Genomic DNA, 21,462 nt, shown 5'->3' with positions numbered 1-21,462 from the left:
TCGCGGCCGCGTCCCTACCGAGGGCCGCCGTTGACGTAGAGCGTCTGGCCGGTGACGTACGACGCGTCGTCGGAGGCGAAGAACGCCACCACTGACGCGATCTCGGTCGGCTGGCCGACCCGTCGCAACGGCACGGCCTGCGCCATGGTGGCCTGGTGCTCCTCCGGGGTCACCCCCAGCCGCACGGCCGTCGCCTCGGTCATCGGCGTCGCGACGTACCCGGGCGCGACCGCGTTCACCCGGACGCCGTACGGGCCCAGCTCGATGGCCATGGTCGCGGTGAGCCCCTGGATGCCCGCCTTGGCCGCCGAGTAGTTGGCCTGCCCCCGGTTTCCCAGCGCCGACCGGCTCGACAGGTTGACGATCGCTCCCGACCGCTGCTCCACCATGTGCTTCTGGACGGCCCGGCTCATGAGGAAGACGCTCTTGAGGTTCACGTCGACGACCTTGTCCCAGTCTTCCTCCGACATACGGAACAGCAGGTTGTCGCGGGTCAGCCCGGCGTTGTTCACGAGCACGTCGATCCGCCCGAACTCGGCCATCACCCCCGACACCAGCGCCTCGACCTGAGCGCCGTCGGAGACGTCACAGCCGAACGCGACCGCCCTGCCCCCGGTGACGGTGATCTCGTCCACGATCGAGGCGCATCCGTCCGGAGTGAGGTCCACGCAGGCCACCGTCGCGCCCTCCGCGGCCAACCGGCGTGCGATCGCCGCACCGATTCCCCGCGCCGCGCCGGTGACCACCGCGAACTTCCCGATGAACCGTGACATCCGCCAGCCTCCTCACCCCGATTCGATCACAACGTACTTCGAGTCATCCTGCACCCCCGCCGTGCGGCGCGTGAGCACCTGCCCGCCTAGATCTGTAGTCGCCGGGCCCTGTTCGGGTTGTGGTAGGTGAAGGCCCAGCGGTCGGCGCCGGCCTTGTGGCGGGTGTAGCGGTCGGGGTGGCGGTAGCGGTCGCGGTTGTGGAACTGGCAGGCCGGTCCGAGGAGTTTCAGGTCGGTCAGGCCGCCGGTGCTCCAGTTGTCGGCGTGGTCGATCTGGCACATGGTGGCCGGGAGTGGGCAGCCGTCGATCCAGCAGGTGGCGTAGCGGGCGAAGACGGCCCGGCGTTGGGCGGGGGTGGCCAGGCGGACCTTGCGGCCCATGTCGAGCACCTGCCCCTCGGCATTCATCACCAGGCGCACCAGGGTGGAGGTGCGGGCGAGGCGGTGCACGCTGGAGACGGGCAGCATCTGCCCGGTCGCCAGCAACAACCCCGGCGCCGTCCCCAACAACGCCCCCTGCAGCACCCCCGGTGACGCTCCCGGTGGCGTCCCTGGCGCTGTACCCGGTGGCGTCTCCGGCTCCGGTCTCGGCGTCCCCGGTGCTGCGGACGAGCACCGCGCTCCCCCGCCGCACTCGTATCCGCCCTCGCCATATCCTCGCTGCTCGTGGCCGTGACCTCCAGGCGTGGCCTGCCCATGCCGGCAGTCCCCCGCAGGCCGATGCCCGGCGTGAGTGTGATGTCCAGGTGCGTCCTCGGGAGGAGGGTCCGGCTGGGCTGTGTTCGGAGGCGCTGTGGTCGGATGCCCGCTGCCGCCGCGCGTAGGCCGTGCGGGCGTGCGCCTGGCGTGCGTCGCTCCAGTGCGGGCTGCGGCACCGTCGCCCCCGGCAGCGGCGGTGCTCGCGGCGTCGCGCGGCCCGCACTCGCTGGCCTGCCGCTCACGGGCCCGCTCCTCACCGCTCCCGCGCTCACCGGCTCCGGGGCCAACAGACTCCGCATCGCGGGCGGCGGTGGTGGCACGGTCGGCACTCTCTGCACCGGCACCCGCGGCTACACCGACCTCCGCCCCTGCCTCTGCCTCTGCAGTACCGGGGTCGGCGGCGGTGCCGAGGTCGCCGTGGCCGCCGGTGTTGTCGGCCTCGCTGGAGTCGGCGGCGCTTCCGGTGTCGCTCGGGGTGCAGCCGCTGGTGTTGTCGGCCTCGCTAGGGCCGGCGGCTTCGGCGTGGCCGGGGTGCTCGGGCTCGGGGTCGGTGGGGAGGGATTCGGCGTTGACCAGGACCAAAAGCTCGGTGGCGATCTCCTGCTCCAGCAACGCGATGAACGCATCGGCGTTACGCACACTTGGCGGGCGGTCATCACCCTCCGCACGGGGTTTGGCGTAGGCGTCCAGCAGGGCCCGCAACCGCGCGGCCGCCTCCCGCGGCAGATAAAACTCCCCCTCCAACCCCCCGCCCCGGGCAGAGCGCACCCGCAGGAACCGCCGCCCGTAATCGGCCTGCTCATCGCGCTCCTCCCCATCAGGGTCGAGCACCGCACGCAAGTAGCGCCCGGCCTTGGCCACCTCCCCAGGGCCCGCCTTGCCCGCCAGCTCCAGCAAAATCGGCTCAGCCAACCCCGCCTGCTCATCGCTCAACCGGGCGGTGGCGGTGCAGATCGCCTCCACCACCCCCGCCGCCAACTCCCCGGCCACAAACGCCGCACGCACCCGCGGCAGACGGGCCAGCTCCACCGCCACGGTCAGCAACCGGCCCGCACCCGCCACGCCCATCCCCCCGGCCGTGCGCAACCAACTACGGGTGGAGGCATGCCCATGCCGCTTGGCCTGCCCCGCACGATGCACCCGCCCCACACGGTCCGCCAACGCGCAGGTGATCCGATCCCGCGCGACCATCAACTCCTCCGCCTCGGCCAGACAGATATCCACATCATCCGGCAGCGGCGCCAGCGCCAGCTCCTGCGCCGACTCACGCAGCGAACCCACCAACACCCACGACGACCGGGCCCGCTCTCGACCGGCGCTGTCAGCGCTCGTGCCACCGGGCGCGCCACCGTTGGTGTCCTGGTTCGCGTCCTGCCGCACCTCGGGGTCGACGATCGGAAAGTGCTCGCGGGCGGCTGAGCCCTCGGACGACCACAACGGCGAACCGGAAGTCCACCGAGCCCACCAGCCGTCAGAGTTATCAGAACCATTCGAACGACGAAGGCGCTCAGGATCCAAGTCGAGCAGATCCACAGCACCTCCTCATAGAATTCGAAAACCTGTGTGAATTCTTTCACCCGCTCATCACTGCAGCAACCGCCAGAAGCGAATAGTTGGAGCAGCAGGTCAACCCGAAAAAGGGGCATCAAGCGTTGTTCAGAAGGCGGCGACGGCGCGTTCGACGGCTGCCAAGGCGCGGTCGAGCAGGGCGATGCGGTCGGCGAGCACGTCCTGCATGGGATCACCGGCCCGGATCCTGTCGATGCTGGTGACGTATACGGCGCGGTAGGCGGCGACCACCAGGGCGGCCGTGAGCCTCGGGGCCGGCTCGGCCGGGTCGGCCCCGGCCGCCTCGGCGAACAGACCGGCGAGCACGCCCTCGAACTCCTCGACCAGTTCCCTCGCCCGGGCCCTGAGCGCGGGCGAGTCCAGGATCACCTGCCAGAACACCTGATATCCGGGGGCGATCCCGCCGAGCGGGTGTCCTTCCCTGAGCATGCCGAGGAACAGTCGGCGCAGCGCGGCGAGGGGGCTCTCCCCCTCGGCGCGTTCCCGTACGGCCCGGGTGACCAGCTCGACCGCCTCCGGATAGCGGTCGAGGAACAGGTCCTCCTTGCGGGGGAAGTAGTTGAAGACGGTCTTGGTCGAGACTCCGGCCGCCTCGGCGACCTCGGCGACCGTGACGTTGTCGAACCCGCGCTGCATGAACAGGCCCGATGCCACGTCCGAGATGAGCGAGCGGGTCTGCCGCTTCTTCCGCTCCCGCAGCCCCAAGGTTTCCGTCACCCAGCTCACTCTAGTTGCTGAAAACTTATAGCGACAGTAAGTTTATAGCAACGGTAACTACGGGGAGGACAGATGTCGTACGACGTCGTTGTGGTCGGCGGGGGACCGGTCGGCCTGGTGCTGGCCTGCGAGCTGCGACTGGGCGGGACGTCCGTCGTGGTGCTCGAACGGCTCACCGAGATCGACCCGACGATCAAGGCGGGAGCGCTGAACACGCCCAGCGTGGAGGCGCTCTACCGGCGCGGCCTGCTGCCGGCGCTCAAGGAGGCCCACGATCGGACGCTGGAGCTGGTGGCCACCTTCATGCGCGGGCGGGCCCCCGGCGAAGGACCACGCCGAACCCCGCCCAGGTTCGCCGGCCACTTCGCCGGGATGATGCTGAGCGCCGATCGGCTGGACGCCGACGACCCGGACCTGTCCGGTCACGGACCGGCCGCCGAGATCGGTCTGGTGTCGCAGCAGCAGCTCGAACAGATCCTCGCCGTACGCGCGGCCGAGCTGGGAGTCGAGGTGCGGCGCGGCGTGGAGGTGACCGGCTTCACCGACGACGGTGAGCGGGTCACGGTCACCACGACCGGCGGCCCGGTGCACGGCCGCTGGCTGGTGGGCTGCGACGGCGGCAGGAGCACGGTGCGCAAACTGGCCGGTTTCGAGTTCCCCGGGACGGACCCGGAGATCACGGCCTACCAGGCCGTCGCGGAGATGGAGGGCACAGAACACCTCGGCGTGGGCTGGCAGGCCACCCCGACCGGGGTCTACTCCCACGGCCCGGTGCCTGGTCGCGTCCTCGTCGCGCGCTTCGACGGCGTCGCCCGCAGCGGGGCCGACAGGACCGCGCCGGTGACCACGGAGGAACTGCAGGACGCGGTCAGGCATGTCACGGGCGCCGACGTGGTCGTCAAGGAGATCAGGACGGCCACCCGGTTCACGGACAACGCCCGGCAGGCGGCGACCTACCGGCTCGGCCGCGTGTTGCTGGCCGGTGACGCCGCGCACGTCCACTCGCCCTTCGGCGGGCAGGGGCTGAACCTGGGGCTGGGCGACGCCGTGAACCTCGGCTGGAAGCTCGCGGCCGTCGTACGAGGGCAGGCGCAGGAAGGGCTGCTCGACACCTATACAGAGGAGCGGCACCCGATCGGCGCCTGGGTGCTCGACTGGACGCGCGCCCAGATCGCCCTGATGCGTCCCGACGCCCACGCGCGGGCGGCGCGGGCGGTGGTCGCCGACCTGATCGAGACGGTCGCCGGCACCACCTACTTCGTCAAGAAGATCTCGGGCGTCTGGCAGCGGTACGACATGCCCGGCGACAGCGGGCATCCCCTGGTGGGACGCAGCGCGCCCGACTACGAGTTCGAGGACGGCTCACGGCTCGCCGATCACCTCCACGACGGACGCGGCCTGCTCGTCCGCCAGAGCGGATCCGGACTCGGCGGCACGGCGGTGGACGGCTGCGGAGACCGGGTCACCATCGTCACGACGGCGATACGCGACCCGCACGCCCCCGGTGCTCTTCTCGTACGCCCGGACGGGTTCGTCGCCTGGGCCGAGGACCCGGACGGCACCGATGCCGAGGGGCTCGCGAACGCGCTGGAGACCTGGTTCGGCGTGCCCGCGGACGTCCCCGTCGCCCTCCGCTGAATCGTTCGCCGGGCACCGTGGATCTTTGGCCAAATCTTTACCCTGGCCGCCCGCCACGCGAGACCCGGATCAAGGCGCTGACCTGCGGTTTCTCTTCCGGGCGCACCCCTTAACCCATACCCCGCCAAGATGTCTCGTGTCATTTGGTATCAGCCGTGGTCAGCAGCCCCCATCATGTGCTCATGCCCGCTTTTGTCACCCTGTCCGGGCGCTCCGTGCGCCTGGAACCGCTCAGCTTCGCGGTGCTCGACGACCTCGTCGCCGCGGCGAGTGAAGACCGTTCGACGTACGCCTTCACTCGCGTTCCCGCTGGCCGGGATGAGATGGTCTCCTACGTGGAGGCCGCCTTGGCTGAGCAGGCGGAGGGCCGCACGCTCCCCTTCGCCATCCGGTGGCTGCACACCGACCGTGTGGTCGGTGCCACCCGTCTGATGAACCTGGAGTACTGGCAGGGCCCGATGCCCTGGCCACCCGGTACGAAGGGCGCGGTGGGCGAGGTCCCGTCCGTCGCGGACATCGGCTACACCTGGCTCGCCGCGTCGGCCCAGGGCACCGGTGTCAACCGGGAGAGCAAGTATCTGATGCTCTCCCTGGCCTTCGAGACCTGGCAGGTTCACCGGATCACCCTCAAGGCAGACGTACGCAACACCCGATCCCGGGCCGCCATCGAGGCCCTCGGCGCGCACCTCGACGGTGTGCGACGAGCGGACAGCCGAGGCGCCGACGACACGGTCCGAGATACCGCGTACTACTCGATCCTCAGTCCCGAATGGCCGGCCGTACGCGAACGTCTCCGCGTGAGGCTGGGTCTTCTGGAAGCGGCGTCGGAAGCAGCGTGATCAGCCCATAGAGAAGAGCGGCCCGTCCCGGAAGGGACGGGCCGCGTCATGCGGGGTGCCGGGAGGGAACGGTCGTCAGGCGTCGTAGCCGAAGTCGTCCTCGTAGGCGTTGTAGATGTCGTGCCAGGAGCCGCACTTGACGGGGAAGCTGCTGTACTGACCGATCTGGCAGACCCTCGCCTGGACCTGGGCGACGTCGTAGCGCCAGAAGTTGATCTGCTTGTAGCCGCCGGCGCCGCAGTACTTGTACGACTTGAAGCTCGAGGACCAGTCGTCCTCGCCGTCGTCCCAGGACGACACGCGGAACTTGATGTACGCGCACTTGCCGCCCTCGCTGTAGGTGCGGTTGTCGTTGTCCCAGAGCTTGCCGGTGATGTGGACCCGGTTCGACTCCTCGTCGTCGTAGTTCACGTCGACGTAGCCCTTGGCCTTGGCGAGGTGGTTGGAGGACCAGTAGGTGCCCCACCAGCCGTCGTAGTCCCAGTCGTCGTGGTGGGAGGCGGAGGCGGCGGAGGCGGGGGCGGCGTTGGCGGCGGTCGCGAGGGCCGGCAGCCCGAGGGCGGCGACGGCGGCGGCTGCGGCGAGACCGAGGGTGATGGTGCGTCGCATTTCGGTTCTCCTGTTCGAGGACGATCCCCCGATGCGGGGTGCTGTCGGGGTTGCACCTCAGTGATAGGCCCGCCCGCCTGCAACCTGCTTTCAGCGCTCTCCCCGTGGTTTGCAGGCCGCTTTCAAGCACCTGAACGCACACTGAACCGACGCGCTCGGTCCTACTGCCGCCGAGCGACACGATCTATCATTTGGTCGGAAATCTTGCCATCGGGAGACAGGTCGACATGCCTGATCACGCCGCCGCGGACGGCCTGCGCTTCGCCGTGCTTGGACCCGTCCTCGCGTGGTGCGACGGCGTCGAACTCGACCTCGGCACGCCCTTGCAACGCTCCATTCTCGCGATGCTCCTGCTGCGGGAGGGCCACGCGGTCACGCCGGACGAGATGATCGACGGCGTGTGGGGCGAGGACGCGCCCCCGCGCGCGCTCGGCGCGCTGCGCACCTACGTCTCCCGCCTGCGCACCGTCCTGGAGCCGGACCGTTCCCCGAGGACCCCGCCGCGGCTGCTGACCTCCGTGGGCCGGGGCTACGCGCTGCGGCTCGACCCCGCCCGCTTCGACCTCGCCGTCTTCGAGCGCGAGTGCGGCGCCGCCGAGTCCGACCGCCGTACAGGCCGGGCCGGGGAGGCCGCCCGGCGGCTGCGCGGGGCCCTGCGCCTGTGGTCGGGCGAGCCGCTGGCCGGCGCTGTCGGCCCGTACGCCGAGCACCAGCGCGACCGGCTGGCCGAGCGCCGGATGAGCGCGGTCGAGACGCTCATGGAACTCGACCTGGAGCTGGGCCGGCATGCGGAGATCGTCTCCGAGCTGGTCGCGCTCTCCGCCGAACACCCGCTGCGCGAGCGGTTACGCGCCCAGCTCATGCTGGCCTACTACCGCTGCGGCCGGCAGGCCGAGGCGCTGTCGGTCTTCACCGAGACCCGGCAGGCGCTCGTGGAGGAGCTCGGCATCGAGCCCGGGGCCGAGCTGGCCGATCTGCACCGGCGGATCCTCGCCGCCGACCCCTCCCTCGCCCCCGCGCCTCCTCCCGTACGGCTCTCGCACCAGGATGTCCAGGATGACGCCGCGACGGCCGAGACCGGCCCCGCGATCGAGATGCCGAGACCGGCGCAGCTCCCGGCGGCCGTGCCCGACTTCACCGGACGCGCGGGCCTGGTGCGGAGGCTGCTCGCGCTGCTCCGCGGGGAGGGGGCGGGAGAGGGCGTGCCGATCGCGGCGATGTCGGGCATCGGCGGTGTGGGCAAGACGACCCTCGCCGTCCATGTCGCCCACCTCGCCGGGGACCTGTTCCCCGACGGCCAGCTCTACGCCGACCTGCGGGGATACGGCGCCGAGCCCACCGCGCCCGAGACGGCGCTGGTGGCGTTCCTGCGCGCTCTCGGCATCCCGATGGACGTGATCCCCGACGGCCTGGCCGAGCGCTCCGCGCTGTTCCGTTCGCTGCTCGCCGAGCGCAGGATGCTGGTGCTGCTCGACAACGCCCGCGACGCCGAGCAGGTCGAGCACCTGCTGCCCGGCTCGGCCGGCTGCGCCGCGATCATCACCAGCCGGGGCAAGCTGGCCGACCTGCCCGCGGCCCGGCTCGTCGACCTCGACGTGATGGAGCCCGAGGAGGCGCTGTCGCTGCTCGCGGCGGTCGCGGGGCCCGAGCGGGTGGCGGCCGAACGGGCCGCCGCCATGGACGTGGTCGCCGCCTGTGGCTTCCTGCCGCTGGCCGTGCGGATCGTCGCGGCCCGGCTCGCCTCCCGCCCGTCGTGGACGGTGGCCTCGCTCGTCCCCCGGCTCGCCGACGAGCGCCGCCGCCTCGACGAGATGAAGATCGGCAACCTGGCGGTCTCGGCCACGTTCGCCCTCGGGTACGGTCAGCTCGACGCCCGGCAGGCGCGGGCGTTCCGGCTGCTGTCGCTGCCGGCGGGCTCGGGCATCTCGGTCTTCGCGGCGGCGGCCGTGCTCGACCTCACCCCGGCCGAGGCCGAGGACGTGATCGAGTCGCTGGTCGACGCCAGCCTGCTGGAGGCGCCCGCACCGGGCCGCTACCGCTTCCACGACCTGCTCAAGCTGTTCGCCCGGCGGCAGGCGGAGGACGCCGAGGAGCCCGCGGCCCGCGCGCTCGCCCTGCGGCGGCTGCTGGGCTTCTACCTGGCGTCGGCGGGCGCGGCCCACCGGCTGGCGTACGAGGGCAGCGCGATCGCCGACAACCTCACCGGCCTGGGCGTGCTCGGCCATTCCTTCTCCTCGGCCGACGAGGCCGTGGCCTGGTTGTCGGCCGAGGCCGAGGACATGTTCGGAGCAGTCGCCCAGGCGTACGACTCGGGGGAGGACCTGCTCGCGGCGGCCGACCTGCTGTTGGCGATGGAGCCGCTGCTGGAGTCGGGCACCAACCAGCGAGACTTCGAGCAGCGCACCTCGGCCCTGCTGACGGCGACCCGCAGGGCCGGCGAGCGGCGCGGCGAGTTGCGCTGCCGCTACGTGCTGGGCCGGGTGCTGTTCGGCGCGAACCGGCTGGCCGAGGCCGAGGCCCATTTCCTCGCCGCGCGGACACTGGGTGAGGAGACCGGCGACCACATCGTGCTGGGCGAGACATGCAACGCGCTGGCGGTCGTCGCCGGCCGGCGGCGCCGCCACACCGAGGCGCTCGAATGGTTCGACCGGGCGACGGCGGTCCACCGGGAGACGGGCAACCCCGCGGGTGAGGCGCTGGCGTCGTGCTACTCGGCCCGCGACCACCTGGGCCTCGGGCGGCCCGACGACGCCATCGCCGCGGCCGAGCGCGGACTGGCGGTCTTCTCCGAGATCGGCAGCGGCGCCGGGGTGGCCCGCGCCCGCTACCACCTCGGCAACGTGCTGTCGCACGTCGGGCGGCTCAACGAGGCCGTCGTCCACCACGCCGAGTGCCTGGCCTTCTTCCGCGCGAGCAACCAGCGGGTCTGGGAGCAGCGGGTCTGCTACCGGCTGGCCGCCACCTTCATCGCCGCCGGACGGTTCGCCGAGGCAGCCCGGCACGCCGAGCAGGCGCTGACCGTGAGCCGCGAGATCACCCACCCGTACGGCGAGGCGCAGTCACTGGCCGCCCTCGGCAAGGCCCTCGCGAGCCTCGGCGAGATCGATCGGGGCAGGGACGCCCTGGTCAAGGCCCTCGACATCTTCACCCGGCTCGGCTCTCCCGAAGCCGACGACATCCGCGCGCTCCTGCGCGAACAGGTCGAGACCTGACTCGAGTCGCAGGTCGTCGTCGAGCCGGCTCATCCGGACATGGTTGATCACATCGATCACCGATCTTCGCTTGGGGGGACCGGAACCGCCCGGCCGGCCGCCCGTCGCCACTGGGGCGCGCAGGGGCCCGGATCCTTCCGGTGCGCCCCGTGGCGACTCGCCGCCTCACGTTGACGACCGGCCGGGCTTCCGCGCGAGCTTCGAACCCCCCCGAAGCCCGCACAGGACCACTGTCGCCCGGGCCGTTCAAGCTTCGATCAACGGAGGCTTGCAACCGTCAGGAAGCCCTCGGCGATCAGGGGGCGCAGTGCCGCGGGGGCGTCGCGGAGCACCGCGGCAGGGTCCTCACCGGTCAGCTCGGCGATCGCGGCGAGCAGCGGGCGCGTGGGCAGATCACCGTCGCACACCCCCGCCAGGGCCGCCTCCACCGTCCCCACGGGGACCGTACGGCGCGCGCCCCGGGTCTGCCGCAGGACGATGCGGGAGGGGTCGTCGGCGCCGGGCGGGCCGACGCGTTCCTCCACGACGCCCTCGGCCACCTTCAGCCGCGCGTCGAGCAGGTCGTCGTCGGACAGTTCGTGGGCGGCGCGCGCCGCGCGCAGGACCTCCTCGACCAGCGCGCCGGACGGGGGCTCGACCGGCTGCGTCATCTCCTCCACCCGCACGAGCGGGCTCAGCGTGCCGGAGTCGTGCAGGGCGATCCAGCCGAAGCCGACGCCGGTCACGTCCATCGACTCGAACCAGCCGAGCCACTCGTCATAGCGCTCCCGGTAGGCCGACGTGCCGTGTTCCGCGGAGTCCCGCAGCCACAGCTCGACGTACTCGGCCGGGTCCTGCACGTCGCGCTGCACGGCCCAGCCGTCGCAGCCGGTCTCGGTGAGCCAGCCGCCCACCCGGTCCTGCCAGTCCTCGCCCTTGACGTGCAGCCAGTTGGCGAGGAAACGCGCCTGGCCGCCCTGGGCGAGATGCCGGGGCGTGCGCCGTACGAGGTCGCGGCAGAACTCGTCGCCGCGCCGCCCGGCCTCCCGGTAGGTGTACCTGGCCTCGGGCGCGATGACGAACGGCGGGTTGGACACCACGAGGTCGAACCGCTCGTCGTCCACCGGGTCGTACATCGAGCCCTCGCGCGCCTCGACGCCGGCCACGCCGGACAGGCCCCAGCTGAGGCGGGCCAGCCGCAGGGCCCTGCGATTCACGTCGGTCGCGACGACGTGCTCCGCCCTGGGCGCCAGGTGCAGCACCTGCACGCCGCAACCGGTGCCGAGGTCGAGCGCCCGGCCGACCGGGGCGGTCCAGCCGAGCTGGGCGAGGTTGGCCGAGGCGCCGCCCGCTCCCACCACGTGGTCGGGCCGCAGGGAGGGGTCGCCGGGCCGCACCTTGCGGTCGGACACGACGTACGCCGGGTCGCCCGTTCCGGTGTCCCAGGGCTGGAGGTGCACGGTGGCCTGCACGGAGTCGCCCAGGCGCACCAGCAGCCCGGCCTCGATGAGGTCCTGCACCGGGAGGTCGGCGGCGGCCATGCTGACCGGGGCGCCCAGCCACCACAGTCGGATCAGCGTGGCGAGGGGGTCGGCGTCCCTGGTGGCGCGCAGCGCGGGCACGATCTCCTCACGGGCCAGGGCGGAGGCGGCCATGTCGCCCAGCCGCTCACGCACGCCGTCGATCGTGTAACCGGCCTCCACGAATCTGTCGCGAAGCCGCCGGACCAGGTCAGAAGGGGCGTCCACGCCTCGAATCTATCGCGGGGCTACGGCATCTTGAGGCTGTTCCAGGCGGCCTCGCCCAGCTCACGGATCTCCTCCTGCGTGGGCTGGTGGGCGCCGCTGAACCACAGGCGGCACATCTCCTGCGCCGGGCCGAGCCACAGCACGTAGCACATGGTGGCCGGGACGGGGCGGAGCACGCCGTCCTTCATGTGCGGCCGCCACCAGTCGGCGACCTGCCGGAAGAACTCGCGCCTCGACTCGGCGACCTCCGGCCCGCCGGGCTCGTTGCGCCGGGGCGGGCGCTCGCTGATCAGCAGGCGGGCGCGCTCGGGGTGCTCGCCGCACCAGGCCATGTGCATGGCGACGATGGCCTCGATGCCGGCGCGGGCGTCCTCGTGGCGGACGAGCTCGCTGACGAAGGCGTCCTGGTACATGTCCAGGATCTCGGCGTAGAGCACGCCGAAGACGTGTTCCTTGCTCGTGAAGTGGTGATAGAAGCTGCCGACGCTGACGCCGCTCTCCTGCCGGAGGCTGGCCAGGGTGGTGGCCGACACCCCGCTCTGGCTGAACCTGCGCAGGGCGCCCTCGATGATCCTGGCCCTGCCGTCTCGCCCGCTCTTCGCGTTCTTCACATAGTCAATGGTGAACCAACAGAACCTTGTTCTGCAAATGCGAGGTCGGCTTTGATCTCGACAGATGTGCCCTGTGTGTCGATTGTGGCAGAGGGCCAGGCCCTGCGCACCATGGACAGGACCCGCCGGTTCTCCGTCATGACGTCCATGCCGACGACGACCGCGCCGCGTACGGACGCCCGCCGCAGGAGGGTGCGCACGAGCCGCGAGCCCACACCGAGGTTCTGCCACCGGTCGTCCACCACGACCGCGATCTCCGCCTCGCCCTCCGCCAGGTGGCTCATGGCGTGCCCGATCACGGCGTCGCCGTGCAGCGCGAGCAGCGCGTCCCGCCTGTCGTCGCGCGCGATCATCGCGCGGATCAGGCTCGCGCTCGGCCGGCCTGGGCCGACGAAGAAGCGGTTCGTCAGCGTGGCCTGCGACAGCCCCTCCAGGAAGAGCCGCACCCGCTCCTCGTCGTCGCCCGGACGCGCCACCCGGATGTCCACCAGGGGCATCACCTGAGTTCCCAACATGGACTCAGCCTCTCCTGGGCCTGCTGAGTCTGTCAAGTAGACTTAGATGCCGGGAGGATGTTGTGGTTACGATGCGCGACATGCGGCGTTACCGGGTGGACAACTGCTCCATCGAGCGAACCCTCGCCGTGCTCGGCGAGAAGTGGACGTTCCTGGTCCTCCGGGAGGCGTTCAACGGCGTCCGGCGGTTCGCCGACCTTCAGACGCGCACCGGCGCGCCCCGGCAGGTGCTGAGCGCGCGGCTGTCCCGGCTCGTGGACGAGGGCCTGCTGCGCAAGGTGCCCTACCAGGAGCCCGGCCAGCGCCAGCGCGACGAATACCGGCTCACCCAGAAGGGCCTCGACCTCTACCCGATCATGATCGCGCTCATGCACTGGGGCGATCGCTATCTGGCCGATCCCGAGGGGCCGCCGGTCGTGGTGACCCACCGCGACTGCGGGGCGCCCGTCGCGCTGCACCTGGCATGCGAGGAGGGCCACGAGGTCGGCGGCCCGCGCGAGGTGACCCCCCGCCCCGGCCCCGGCGCCCGTCTCAGCACCCCAGCCTGAAGGTGAGACCAGTCATGGCGCTGCCTAGGCTGGTCACGTGTACCGGTTCCTCCTCTCGCGCCGCTGGGTCGGGCTGCACCTGCTCGTGCTCGTGCTGATCCCCGCCTTCTTCTTCCTGGGAAGGTGGCAGTGGGGGCGGTTCGAAGAGCGGTCGGCCGACAGCGCGAGGATCACCGCCAACCTCGCCGCCGCGCCGGTGCCGCTCGACCGGCTGGACCGGACCGGGGCGTCCGTGCCGGAGAGGGACAGGTATCGCCTCGTCACCGCCACCGGACGGTACGACCCCGCCCACGAGCTCGTGGTGCGCAGGCGCACCCTCAACAGCCGCGTCGGGTTCTACGTGGTCACTCCGCTCGTCACGCCGCAGGGCGCCGTGCTGGTGAACCGGGGCTGGGTCCCGGCCGGGGCGACCGCCGACACTCCGCCGCAGGTGCCCGCCCCGCCCACCGGAGAGGTGACGGTCACCGGACGGCTCCGCCCGGCCGAGACGCAGGACAACACCGGCATCAGGAACCGGTCCGGGCTGCCGTCCGGCCAGATCCTGCTGATCGACACGCCCCGCATCGCCGAGGGCCTGCCGTACGCGGTCTTCGGCGGGTTCGTGGAGCTCACCGCGCAGCAGCCGCAGGGCGATCCCGCGCCCGAACTCCTGCCTCCGCCCGACGTGGGCGCCGGAGGCGGGCTCAACCTGGCGTACGCCGTGCAGTGGTGGCTGTTCATCGGGATCGCGGTGGGCGGCTGGGTGCTGCTGGTGCGCCGGGAGGCCCGTGACCTCCGGACGGAGCAGGAGTCACAGGATGTGACCGTACGCGCCGCAAGGTGAGCGAACGGATACCAACCGGAGACCTCGCAGCTTGTACCGTGTTATCCCTTGGCCCTACCGTTTACTACCGTGACTACGCCGCTGCATCCCGACCCAGAGCCGAGGCGGCGGGACTACGTGATCATCTCAGTTGATGATCATTTGATCGAGCCGGCCGACCTCTTCGAGGACCGCCTCCCGGAGAAGTACAAGGACCTCGCGCCCAAGGTCGTGGAGACCGACTCGGGCCACCAGGTGTGGCGGTACGGCGGGGCCACCTATCCCTGCGCCGGGCTCGACGTGGGCGCGGGCCTGCCCAAGGAACAGTGGACGCTCGACCCCGTCCGTTTCGAGGACATGCGGCCGGGCTGCTACGACATCGAGGCCCGGATCGGCGACATGGACCGCGCCGGGATCTGGGCGGCCCTGTGCTTCCCCGGCATGCTGGCGAGCCAGGCGGGGGTGGCGTTCGGCCGCACCCGCGACCAGGATCTCGGGCTCGCGCTCGTGCGGGCCTGGAACGACTGGCACGTCGACGTGTGGGCCGGCACCTACCCCGAGCGCATGATCGCGCTCCAGCTTCCCTGGCTCCCCGACCCTGAGATCGCGGCGAAGGAGATCAGGGCCAACGCGTCACGCGGTTTCAAGGCCGTCGTGTTCCCCGAGTTCCCCACCCGGCTGCGGCTGCCGTCCATCCACAGCGGCCACTGGGACCCGTTCTTCGCCGCCTGCGAGGAGACCGGGACGGTCGTGTGCCTGCACACCGGCGCGTCCTCCTGGGCGCCGGTGCCCTCACCGGACACCCCGGTCGAGGCGATCACCACACTGATCCCGGCGAGCGCGATGTTCGCCTGCGCCGACTGGCTGTGGTCGGGGGTGGCGCTGCGCTTCCCGAAGCTGCGCATCCTCATCGTGGAGGGCGGCGTCGGGTGGCTGCCGATGCTGGCCGAGCGGGCCGACTACGCGCTCGACCACCCCGTGGCGGGCGAGCCGAGCTGGGAGGGCGGCCTCAAGCCCAGCGAGGTGCTGCGGCGCAACTTCTTCTTCGGCACGCTCGACGACAGCGCGCTGAGCTCGGTGCGGCTCGCCGTGGGCATGGAGCGCGTGCTGCTGGAGGCCGGCTACCCGCGCGCGGAGTCCACCTGGCCCGACACCCAGCGCGCGGTGGCCCGCAACCTCGGCAGCCTGCCCCCCGCCGACATCGCCAGGGTCTCGTACGGCAACGCCGCCCGCCTGTTCGGCCACCCCCTGCCCTCGCGGGCCTGGCTGCGGCAGGAGCAGCTCTAGGGTCGGGGCGTCATAAGTTCGACGAGGATGTCCACCAGTTCGGGCCGGTCGAACGGGCCGACGTGAGGGGCGGCGACGCTGCGTACGTCGGTCGGGTTGCCGGGGGTGAGGCGGTCGGCCTCGGCGATGAAGCGGTCCTGCAGGGCCGGCGGGATCAGCCGGTCCTGGGTGAAGCGGATGTAGGTGCGGGGGATCCGGCCCCAGGTGTGCGCTTCGCCCCGGGCGTCGGCCACGGGGATGCTGACGGGTTCGTCCGGCTGGAACGTGTTGAGCAGCCGGGTCATGGCCTCGTCGGTGAAGTCGCCGGCCAGGCACTCCCTGATCCCGTCGATGAGCGCCGGATCGGCCGTGCGCCAGTTGACCCGGGCCACCCCGAGGACCGCGGGGTCGCCGGCCATCGCGGCGGTCACCTGCGGGAGCAGGCTGCCGGCGTTCTCCGGGGTGGAGAGGTAGGCGCTCAGGTTGGGCAGGTCCACGCAGCAGTACGCGGCGGCGTAGATCACGCGGTCGAGCAGCTCGGGGATCGCGTTGCCGACCCTGCTCACCACGACGCCGCCCTGGCTGGCGCCGGCCAGGATCACGGGGCCGTGGCGGCGGGCGCGGCGCACCACGTCCACGACGCGTTCGGCGTAGTCGTCGATGGTGAGCTTGGCGAGCGGGGACGGCTCGGTGGCCAGGGCCCGCAGATCCTGCGGGGCCTGGTAGGCGCGGGGGTAGAACCCGTCGCCGCCGTGTCCGGGGAGATCGACGGCCACGGCGCGGTGTCCGCGCAGGGTGAGCTCGGTGATCAGGCCGGAGGCCAGGTACGACGAGGAGTGGGTGCCGTGGATGAACACCAGGGTCGGCTGTGCTTCACGGGTCATCGGTTGTCTCCTTCTTGTGCTGGTTGACGCCACATCGGCCACAGGAGCGGGCCGTCGGCCACGCGTACCGGCTCGCCGAGATCTGCGAAACCGTGCCGCAGGTAGAGGGCGCGGCTGCGGGCCGAGCTCGCCTCCAGGTATGCGGGGACCCCGTCGGCGTCCGCCCGCTCCAGGCGGTGCCGCAACATCGCCGAGCCGAACCCGGCGCCCTGCCGTCCGCCGAGCACGCCGATGCAGGGCAGGTAGAGGTGCGGCTCGCGGGGATGCCGGGGATCCAGCGCCTCCCCCAGGGCCCGCAGCCGCAGGCCGCTGTCGCCGAAGACTCTCGGCTCGAACGAGTTCTCGGTGAGCGCCCGCTCCCCGGCGGCCAGCGTCAGCCACACCGAGGCGCCCTCGCGGTCGCCGGCCAGGTACGCCTCGGCGGCGGGGTGGGCGAGCAAGGGGCGGTAGTAGTGCCTTTGGAGGCGGCCGCGGTCGCCTGCCGTGGGGAAGAGCCAGCGGACGAGGGGGTCGTTCATGAACGCCTCGGTCAGGACGTCCAGCACTGCCTGGGCGCCCTCGTCACCGGCCCGCCGCACGGTTGCGTACGACGTATCAGCTGTCATGCGTACAGCGTATAGAGAATGGCTTACGAAATGCCGTTATGCCCCAAGAAAGTGTACTGGACGGCACCGAAAGTGAACTAGTACACTCTAACCTCGTGCCGTCCACGATCCCGCCCTATCAGCAGATAGTCGCCGAGATCCGCACCCGGATCCTGATCGGCGAGCTGCGTCCCGGCGAACGCATGCCCTCCATCCGCCAGATCGCCGGGCGTTGGGGCGTGGCGGTCGCGACCGCGACGAAGGTGATGGCGGCCCTTCGCGACGAAGGGCTGGTAGAAACGAAGGTCGGCGCCGGTGCGGTGGTCACCGCCGGCCGTGGGCAACCGGCCGCACCACGGCAACCGGCCGCGCGGCATCGGCAGGCGGGTGGCGCCATTCCCAAGCAGGCGCTGAACCGCAAGCACACTCTCCGCACCGCCATCGCGATCGCCGACAGAGAGGGACTCGACGCCGTCTCCATGCGCCGGATCGCGGCTGAGATGGGCGTCGCCCCGATGTCGTTGTACCGGCATGTGGCGGGCAAGGACGAGCTGGTCATGCAGATGACAGATGAGGTGTTCGGCGAGGCGGAACTGCCGGACCCGGGGCCGGACGGCTGGCGGGCCAAGCTCGAACTGATCTCCCGCCGACAGTGGGAGCTGTGCCGCAGGCACCTCTGGCTGCCTCGGGCGGTCTCGTTCACCCGCCCGCTGCTGGCGCCCAACATGATGGAGCATACGGAGTGGACACTGCGCGCCCTCGACGGACTCGGGCTGCCCATGACGACCCGGATCCGCGAGGCGCTCGCCCTGCACGCGCTGGTCGTCTCCGCCGCGCTGTCGATGGCGCAGGAAGCCGAAGCCGAGCAGGAGACCGGCGTGACGCTCGACCGGTGGTGGCTGGCCCAGCAGGAGCGAGCCGACGCGCTCCTCGGCACCGGGCGGTTCCCTCTGCTGGCCGCCATCGCGGAGGAGACGGTGGCGGACGTGGACGGACTGTTCGAATACAGCCTGGCCCGCCACCTCGACGGGTTCGCCGCCATGCTTCGAAACAGTCCTCAGGGCGCGGGCGGGGGCAGCCGGGGGACGCTGTCGATCAGCCGTCGCGTGTAGGCGTGGCGGGGAGCGCCGAGCACCTGGGCGGTGTCGCCCCGCTCGACGATCCGGCCCCGCTCCAGCACGGCCACCTCCTGGCAGAGGGCGGCCACCACGGCCAGGTCGTGCGACACCATCACGACCGTCAGCGCGCGGGTCTCCCGAAGCTCGTGCAGCAGGTCGACGACGCGTACGCGGGTGGAGACGTCGAGCGCGCTGACCGGCTCGTCCGCGAGCAGCACGCGGGGCTCGCACACGATCGCCCGCGCGATGGCGATGCGCTGCCGCTGCCCTCCCGAGAACTCCTGCGGATAGCGGCTCGCGGCGTCCTCGGGCAGCCCGACCGCGTCCAGGGCCGCCGTGACGCGGGCGGCCATGTCCTCCCTGAGGCCCAGCGATCGAAGGGGTTCCGACACGATCCTGCCCACCCGCTGCCGGGGGTCGAGCGACGAGTACGGGTCCTGGAACACCGTCTGCACGCCGCGCCGGAACTCCCGCATCAGGGCCCGGTCACGCGGCGCGAGATCCCTGCCCTCGTAGAGGACTTGTCCGCTCGTCGGCCTGGCCAGCCCAAGCAGCAGGCGCAGCAGCGTGGTCTTGCCCGCGCCCGACTCTCCCACCAGCGCGAGGCTGCGTCCGGGAGTGACGGCGACCGAGACGTCCGTGAGCACGGGGGCCGAGCGGCCGTAGGCGAAGCCGGCGTCCCGCACCTCCAGGATGGGCCGGGTCATGGCGTCCTCCAGTCGAGCGCACCGTCGAGTGGGCCGTCGAGGACACTGTCGAGCCGCCGCGCGCTGCCCACCAGCTGCCTCGTGTACGGGTGGCTCGGCGCGTTGACGACCTCGTCGATGTTCCCGGACTCCACCGCGGCACCGTTCTTCAGGACGATGACGCGCTCGGCGATGCGCGAGACGACCGCCAGGTCGTGGCTGATGAACAGCAGTGCCATCCCCCGTTCCCGCACCAGGCCGTCGAGCAGCGCGAGGACCTCGGCCTGCACGGTGACGTCCAGGGCGGTCGTGGGCTCGTCCGCGATGAGCAGGGCGGGGTCGCAGGCGAGGGCCATGGCGATCGCCACCCGCTGACGCTGGCCGCCGGAGATCTCGTGGGGGTACGCCCGGGCGATCCGCTGGGGATCGGGCAGCCGCACCTCCTCGAGCGCGGCCGTGACCGCCGCGTCCAGGGCCCGTCCGCGCAGGCCCCTCCTGCGCCGGAGCGGCTCGGCCACCTGACGGCCCACGCGCATGAGCGGGTCGAGGGCGGTGAGCGGCTCCTGGAAGACCGTGCTCGTCGCCCGGCCGCGCAGCGAGGTGAGCCGCCGCTCCCCCGCTCCCACGACCTCGGTGCGGCCAAGCCCGGGCGCGTCGAACACGACACTGCCCGAGACGGTCATCCCGGGAGGCGTGAGGCCCATGATCGCCAGGGCGGTCATGGACTTGCCCGACCCCGACTCCCCGATCAGGCCCAGCCGCTCGCCCGCGTCGAGCGTGAACGACACGTCCGAGACGAGGTCGCGGCCCTCGGGGCTCCGCACGCGCAGCCCCGCCACAGTGAGAAGGGTCACCTCGTCCTCCTCCGGGTCGGGTCCGCCACGTCGCGCACGCCGTCGGCGATGAGGTTGACGCCGACGACGAGGACGACGAGCAGGACGCCGGGGGCGATCACCCCCGCCGGGGCGATGAACACGCTCGCCTGGGCCTCCTGGAGCATCCGCCCCCAGGAGGCGTTCGGGGGCGGTGCGCCCAGGCCGAGATAGGACAGGCTCGCCTCCGCCAGGACGGCCAGCCCGAACTGCAGCGCCAGGTTGACCGACAGCGTCGGCCAGATGTTCGGCAGCACGTGTTCGAGGATGATCCGGGGCCAGGACGTCCCCGAGGTGCGCGAGGCCGTGATGAAGTCCTGGGCCAGGACGCGCTTGACCAGCACCCGGGTGAGCCGGGCCACGATTGCCGACATCGCCAGCCCGATCGCGATGACCGCCGAGCCGAGCGACGCCTCTCGCGCGGCGGTCACGAGCATGGCCAGGAGCACGGTCGGGAAGGCGATGAGGATGTCCAGGAGGGCCGAGATCGTGTCGTCGAGCCAGCGGGTGGCGAAGCCGGCGGCGAGGCCGCCCGCGAGGCCCACGAGCCCGCCGATCAGCACCGACCCCGCTCCCGCCTCCAGGGCGACCCTCGCGCCGATCATGAGCTGGGTGAGCAGGTCCCTGCCGAGCTTGTCGGTCCCGAGCAGGTGGGGCAGGCCCGGGGGCATCAGCCGGTCGCCCGAGGTGTCGTCCGGCGAATAGGGCAGCCAGAAGAACGACAGGACGGCCACGGCGAGGACGAGACCGGCGAGGACGCAGCCGGCGACCAGCGTCGCCGACCGGGGGACGCGGCGGCGCGTGGTCATGCCCTGTCCCCGGAGAGGTTCCCGCCGAGCGAGCGGCGCAGCCGCGGATCGATGAGCCGCTGGACGAGGTCGGCCGCGAACCCGATGAGCAGCACGGCGAACGTGCTCACCACCAGGATCCCCTGGATGACCGGGTAGTCGTGCTGCGCGAAGCCCTTCACGAGCATGCCGCCGAGCCCCGGCAGCGCGAACACGCTCTCCACCACGACCGCGCCGAGGAAGGTGGTGGCGAGCTCGATGCCCAGGATCGAGACGACCGGGACCACCGCGTTGCGCAGGCCGTGCCGCCACATCGCTCCGATGAACGACGAGCCGAGGGCCCGCGCCGTACGCAGGTAGTCGCTGCCCAGCACGTCGAGGGTGGCCGACCGGACGTAGCGGATCAGGGAGGCCGACATGACGAGGGCGATCGTGACGACCGGCAGCGTCAGCGAGGTGAGCGCGTCGCCCGGGTTCGCCCAGTCGTCCTGGGGGAACCCTCCGGCCGGCAGCACGCCGAGGTGGAGCGAGAACACCGTGATCAGCAGCATGCCGACCCAGAAGACGGGCACCGCGATGCCGAGTTGCGACAGCGCGCTGAGCACCGAGCCATACCAGGTGCCCGCCCGGTAGGCCGCGACGAAACCGACCGGTACGGCGATCACGACGGCCAGGAGGAAGGCGAGCAGGGTCAGCGGAACCGTCACGACGAGGCGGGCGGCGATCTCGGGGCCCACGGGAAGCGTGCTGACGAACGAGGTGCCGAGGTCCAGCCTCGACATCTCGCCGAGCCACGAGACGAACTGCACGGGCAGCGGCCGATCCGTCCCGATCTGGTGACGGGCGGCCGCGACCTGCTCCGGGCTCGCCCCGACCGACAGCAGCGCGTTGGTGGGGTCGCCCGGAAGCAGGCGCAGCAGCAGGAACAGCACCACGGCGGCCAGGAACAGCGAGACGACGAGGAACGCCGTCCGGCGCAGCAGGTAGACGGTCATGAGGACGTCAC

20 protein-coding genes are annotated in these 21,462 nt (G+C 71.7%); 7 read left to right on the top strand and 13 right to left on the bottom strand.

Features of this window, described 5'->3' with window-relative positions; translation table 11 throughout:
* Positions 1-14: 14 nt before the first annotated feature.
* From IL992_RS15195 to IL992_RS15185, 3 genes are all read right to left on the bottom strand, one after another.
* Positions 15-773, bottom strand: a complete 759-nt coding sequence (locus IL992_RS15195; protein ID WP_193203988.1) for a glucose 1-dehydrogenase — start codon at positions 771-773, stop codon at positions 15-17.
* Positions 774-859: 86 nt separating this feature from the next.
* A complete protein-coding gene (locus IL992_RS15190; RefSeq protein ID WP_193203987.1) occupies positions 860-2,908 on the bottom strand; it encodes an HNH endonuclease signature motif containing protein in 2,049 nt (682 codons plus the stop codon).
* Positions 2,909-3,127: 219 nt separating this feature from the next.
* Complete coding sequence (locus IL992_RS15185; RefSeq protein WP_193203986.1) at positions 3,128-3,757, bottom strand: TetR/AcrR family transcriptional regulator; 630 nt, start codon at positions 3,755-3,757, stop codon at positions 3,128-3,130.
* A 72-nt stretch (positions 3,758-3,829) separates the two neighbouring features.
* Between IL992_RS15185 and IL992_RS15180 the strand changes: the two genes are divergently transcribed.
* Positions 3,830-5,395, top strand: a complete 1,566-nt coding sequence (locus IL992_RS15180; protein WP_193203985.1) for an FAD-dependent oxidoreductase — start codon at positions 3,830-3,832, stop codon at positions 5,393-5,395.
* A 182-nt stretch (positions 5,396-5,577) separates the two neighbouring features.
* The gene (locus tag IL992_RS15175) at positions 5,578-6,234 is read left to right on the top strand and encodes a GNAT family N-acetyltransferase (RefSeq protein WP_079320098.1); all 657 of its coding nucleotides are present in this window, start codon (positions 5,578-5,580) and stop codon (positions 6,232-6,234) included.
* A 75-nt stretch (positions 6,235-6,309) separates the two neighbouring features.
* On the opposite strand, the gene IL992_RS15170 is transcribed toward IL992_RS15175, so the two are convergent.
* Positions 6,310-6,843 carry a hypothetical protein gene (locus IL992_RS15170; RefSeq protein WP_193203984.1) on the bottom strand — a complete coding sequence of 178 codons (534 nt, stop codon included), beginning with the start codon at positions 6,841-6,843 and terminating at the stop codon, positions 6,310-6,312.
* Between the two features lie 227 nt (positions 6,844-7,070).
* Between IL992_RS15170 and IL992_RS15165 the strand changes: the two genes are divergently transcribed.
* A complete protein-coding gene (locus tag IL992_RS15165; protein WP_193203983.1) occupies positions 7,071-10,055 on the top strand; it encodes an AfsR/SARP family transcriptional regulator in 2,985 nt (994 codons plus the stop codon).
* A 257-nt stretch (positions 10,056-10,312) separates the two neighbouring features.
* On the opposite strand, the gene IL992_RS15160 is transcribed toward IL992_RS15165, so the two are convergent.
* The 3 genes from IL992_RS15160 to IL992_RS15150 are packed head-to-tail and all read right to left on the bottom strand — an operon-like array spanning position 10,313 to position 12,908.
* Complete coding sequence (locus IL992_RS15160) at positions 10,313-11,791, bottom strand: DUF7059 domain-containing protein (protein ID WP_404804755.1); 1,479 nt, start codon at positions 11,789-11,791, stop codon at positions 10,313-10,315.
* Positions 11,792-11,802: 11 nt separating this feature from the next.
* Positions 11,803-12,393: a TetR/AcrR family transcriptional regulator gene (locus IL992_RS15155; RefSeq protein ID WP_079320080.1), complete on the bottom strand. Its 591-nt coding sequence runs from the start codon at positions 12,391-12,393 to the stop codon at positions 11,803-11,805.
* Positions 12,390-12,908, bottom strand: coding sequence for a GNAT family N-acetyltransferase (locus tag IL992_RS15150; protein WP_193203982.1), 519 nt, complete (start codon positions 12,906-12,908; stop codon positions 12,390-12,392). The genes IL992_RS15155 and IL992_RS15150 overlap by 4 nt, the downstream gene beginning before the upstream one ends.
* An 80-nt stretch (positions 12,909-12,988) precedes the next feature.
* Here IL992_RS15150 and IL992_RS15145 point away from each other — a divergent pair, with 80 nt between their 5' ends.
* From IL992_RS15145 to IL992_RS15135, 3 genes are all read left to right on the top strand, one after another.
* Complete coding sequence (locus tag IL992_RS15145) at positions 12,989-13,456, top strand: winged helix-turn-helix transcriptional regulator (RefSeq protein ID WP_226872968.1); 468 nt, start codon at positions 12,989-12,991, stop codon at positions 13,454-13,456.
* A 37-nt stretch (positions 13,457-13,493) separates the two neighbouring features.
* On the top strand, positions 13,494-14,279 hold the full coding sequence (locus tag IL992_RS15140; RefSeq protein WP_193203980.1) for an SURF1 family cytochrome oxidase biogenesis protein: 786 nt from the start codon (positions 13,494-13,496) through the stop codon (positions 14,277-14,279).
* 69 nt (positions 14,280-14,348) lie between these two features.
* Positions 14,349-15,545 carry an amidohydrolase family protein gene (locus tag IL992_RS15135; RefSeq protein ID WP_193203979.1) on the top strand — a complete coding sequence of 399 codons (1,197 nt, stop codon included), beginning with the start codon at positions 14,349-14,351 and terminating at the stop codon, positions 15,543-15,545.
* Here the strand turns inward: IL992_RS15135 and IL992_RS15130 are convergent.
* The gene (locus tag IL992_RS15130; RefSeq protein WP_193203978.1) at positions 15,542-16,408 is read right to left on the bottom strand and encodes an alpha/beta hydrolase; all 867 of its coding nucleotides are present in this window, start codon (positions 16,406-16,408) and stop codon (positions 15,542-15,544) included. The genes IL992_RS15135 and IL992_RS15130 overlap by 4 nt on opposite strands.
* Positions 16,405-17,013, bottom strand: coding sequence for a GNAT family N-acetyltransferase (locus IL992_RS15125; protein WP_193203977.1), 609 nt, complete (start codon positions 17,011-17,013; stop codon positions 16,405-16,407). Before IL992_RS15125 ends, IL992_RS15130 begins: the two co-directional genes overlap by 4 nt.
* 95 nt (positions 17,014-17,108) lie before the next feature.
* Here IL992_RS15125 and IL992_RS15120 point away from each other — a divergent pair, with 95 nt between their 5' ends.
* Complete coding sequence (locus IL992_RS15120) at positions 17,109-18,104, top strand: TetR/AcrR family transcriptional regulator C-terminal domain-containing protein (protein WP_319018553.1); 996 nt, start codon at positions 17,109-17,111, stop codon at positions 18,102-18,104.
* On the opposite strand, the gene IL992_RS15115 is transcribed toward IL992_RS15120, so the two are convergent.
* The 4 genes from IL992_RS15115 to IL992_RS15100 are packed head-to-tail and all read right to left on the bottom strand — an operon-like array spanning position 18,050 to position 21,451.
* Positions 18,050-18,817: an ABC transporter ATP-binding protein gene (locus IL992_RS15115; protein ID WP_193203975.1), complete on the bottom strand. Its 768-nt coding sequence runs from the start codon at positions 18,815-18,817 to the stop codon at positions 18,050-18,052. The genes IL992_RS15120 and IL992_RS15115 overlap by 55 nt on opposite strands.
* Positions 18,814-19,650, bottom strand: a complete 837-nt coding sequence (locus tag IL992_RS15110) for an ATP-binding cassette domain-containing protein (protein ID WP_193203974.1) — start codon at positions 19,648-19,650, stop codon at positions 18,814-18,816. Before IL992_RS15110 ends, IL992_RS15115 begins: the two co-directional genes overlap by 4 nt.
* Complete coding sequence (locus IL992_RS15105) at positions 19,647-20,477, bottom strand: ABC transporter permease (protein ID WP_193203973.1); 831 nt, start codon at positions 20,475-20,477, stop codon at positions 19,647-19,649. Before IL992_RS15105 ends, IL992_RS15110 begins: the two co-directional genes overlap by 4 nt.
* Positions 20,474-21,451 (bottom strand): ABC transporter permease, encoded by a 978-nt coding sequence (locus IL992_RS15100; RefSeq protein ID WP_193203972.1) that lies wholly within the window; start codon positions 21,449-21,451, stop codon positions 20,474-20,476. The genes IL992_RS15105 and IL992_RS15100 overlap by 4 nt, the downstream gene beginning before the upstream one ends.
* Between the last annotated feature and the right edge of the window lie 11 nt (positions 21,452-21,462).

Source organism: Microbispora sitophila, assembly GCF_014892245.1.
GTDB classification, from domain to species: Bacteria; Actinomycetota; Actinomycetes; order Streptosporangiales; family Streptosporangiaceae; genus Microbispora; species Microbispora siamensis.
This window is presented reverse-complemented; position numbering and strand designations above follow the sequence as displayed.

What these genes read in the sequence shown, in the direction of transcription:
- IL992_RS15195 (WP_193203988.1), bottom strand. Translation starts at nt 773, where the DNA reads ATGTCACGGTTCATCGGGAAGTTCGCGGTGGTCACCGGCGCGGCGCGG.
- IL992_RS15180 (WP_193203985.1), top strand. Translation starts at nt 3,830, where the DNA reads ATGTCGTACGACGTCGTTGTGGTCGGCGGGGGACCGGTCGGCCTGGTG.
- IL992_RS15175 (WP_079320098.1), top strand. Translation starts at nt 5,578, where the DNA reads ATGCCCGCTTTTGTCACCCTGTCCGGGCGCTCCGTGCGCCTGGAACCG.
- IL992_RS15170 (WP_193203984.1), bottom strand. Translation starts at nt 6,843, where the DNA reads ATGCGACGCACCATCACCCTCGGTCTCGCCGCAGCCGCCGCCGTCGCC.
- IL992_RS15165 (WP_193203983.1), top strand. Translation starts at nt 7,071, where the DNA reads ATGCCTGATCACGCCGCCGCGGACGGCCTGCGCTTCGCCGTGCTTGGA.
- IL992_RS15150 (WP_193203982.1), bottom strand. Translation starts at nt 12,908, where the DNA reads ATGTTGGGAACTCAGGTGATGCCCCTGGTGGACATCCGGGTGGCGCGT.
- IL992_RS15145 (WP_226872968.1), top strand. Translation starts at nt 12,989, where the DNA reads ATGCGGCGTTACCGGGTGGACAACTGCTCCATCGAGCGAACCCTCGCC.
- IL992_RS15130 (WP_193203978.1), bottom strand. Translation starts at nt 16,408, where the DNA reads ATGACCCGTGAAGCACAGCCGACCCTGGTGTTCATCCACGGCACCCAC.
- IL992_RS15125 (WP_193203977.1), bottom strand. Translation starts at nt 17,013, where the DNA reads ATGACAGCTGATACGTCGTACGCAACCGTGCGGCGGGCCGGTGACGAG.
- IL992_RS15115 (WP_193203975.1), bottom strand. Translation starts at nt 18,817, where the DNA reads ATGACCCGGCCCATCCTGGAGGTGCGGGACGCCGGCTTCGCCTACGGC.
- IL992_RS15105 (WP_193203973.1), bottom strand. Translation starts at nt 20,477, where the DNA reads ATGACCACGCGCCGCCGCGTCCCCCGGTCGGCGACGCTGGTCGCCGGC.
- IL992_RS15100 (WP_193203972.1), bottom strand. Translation starts at nt 21,451, where the DNA reads ATGACCGTCTACCTGCTGCGCCGGACGGCGTTCCTCGTCGTCTCGCTG.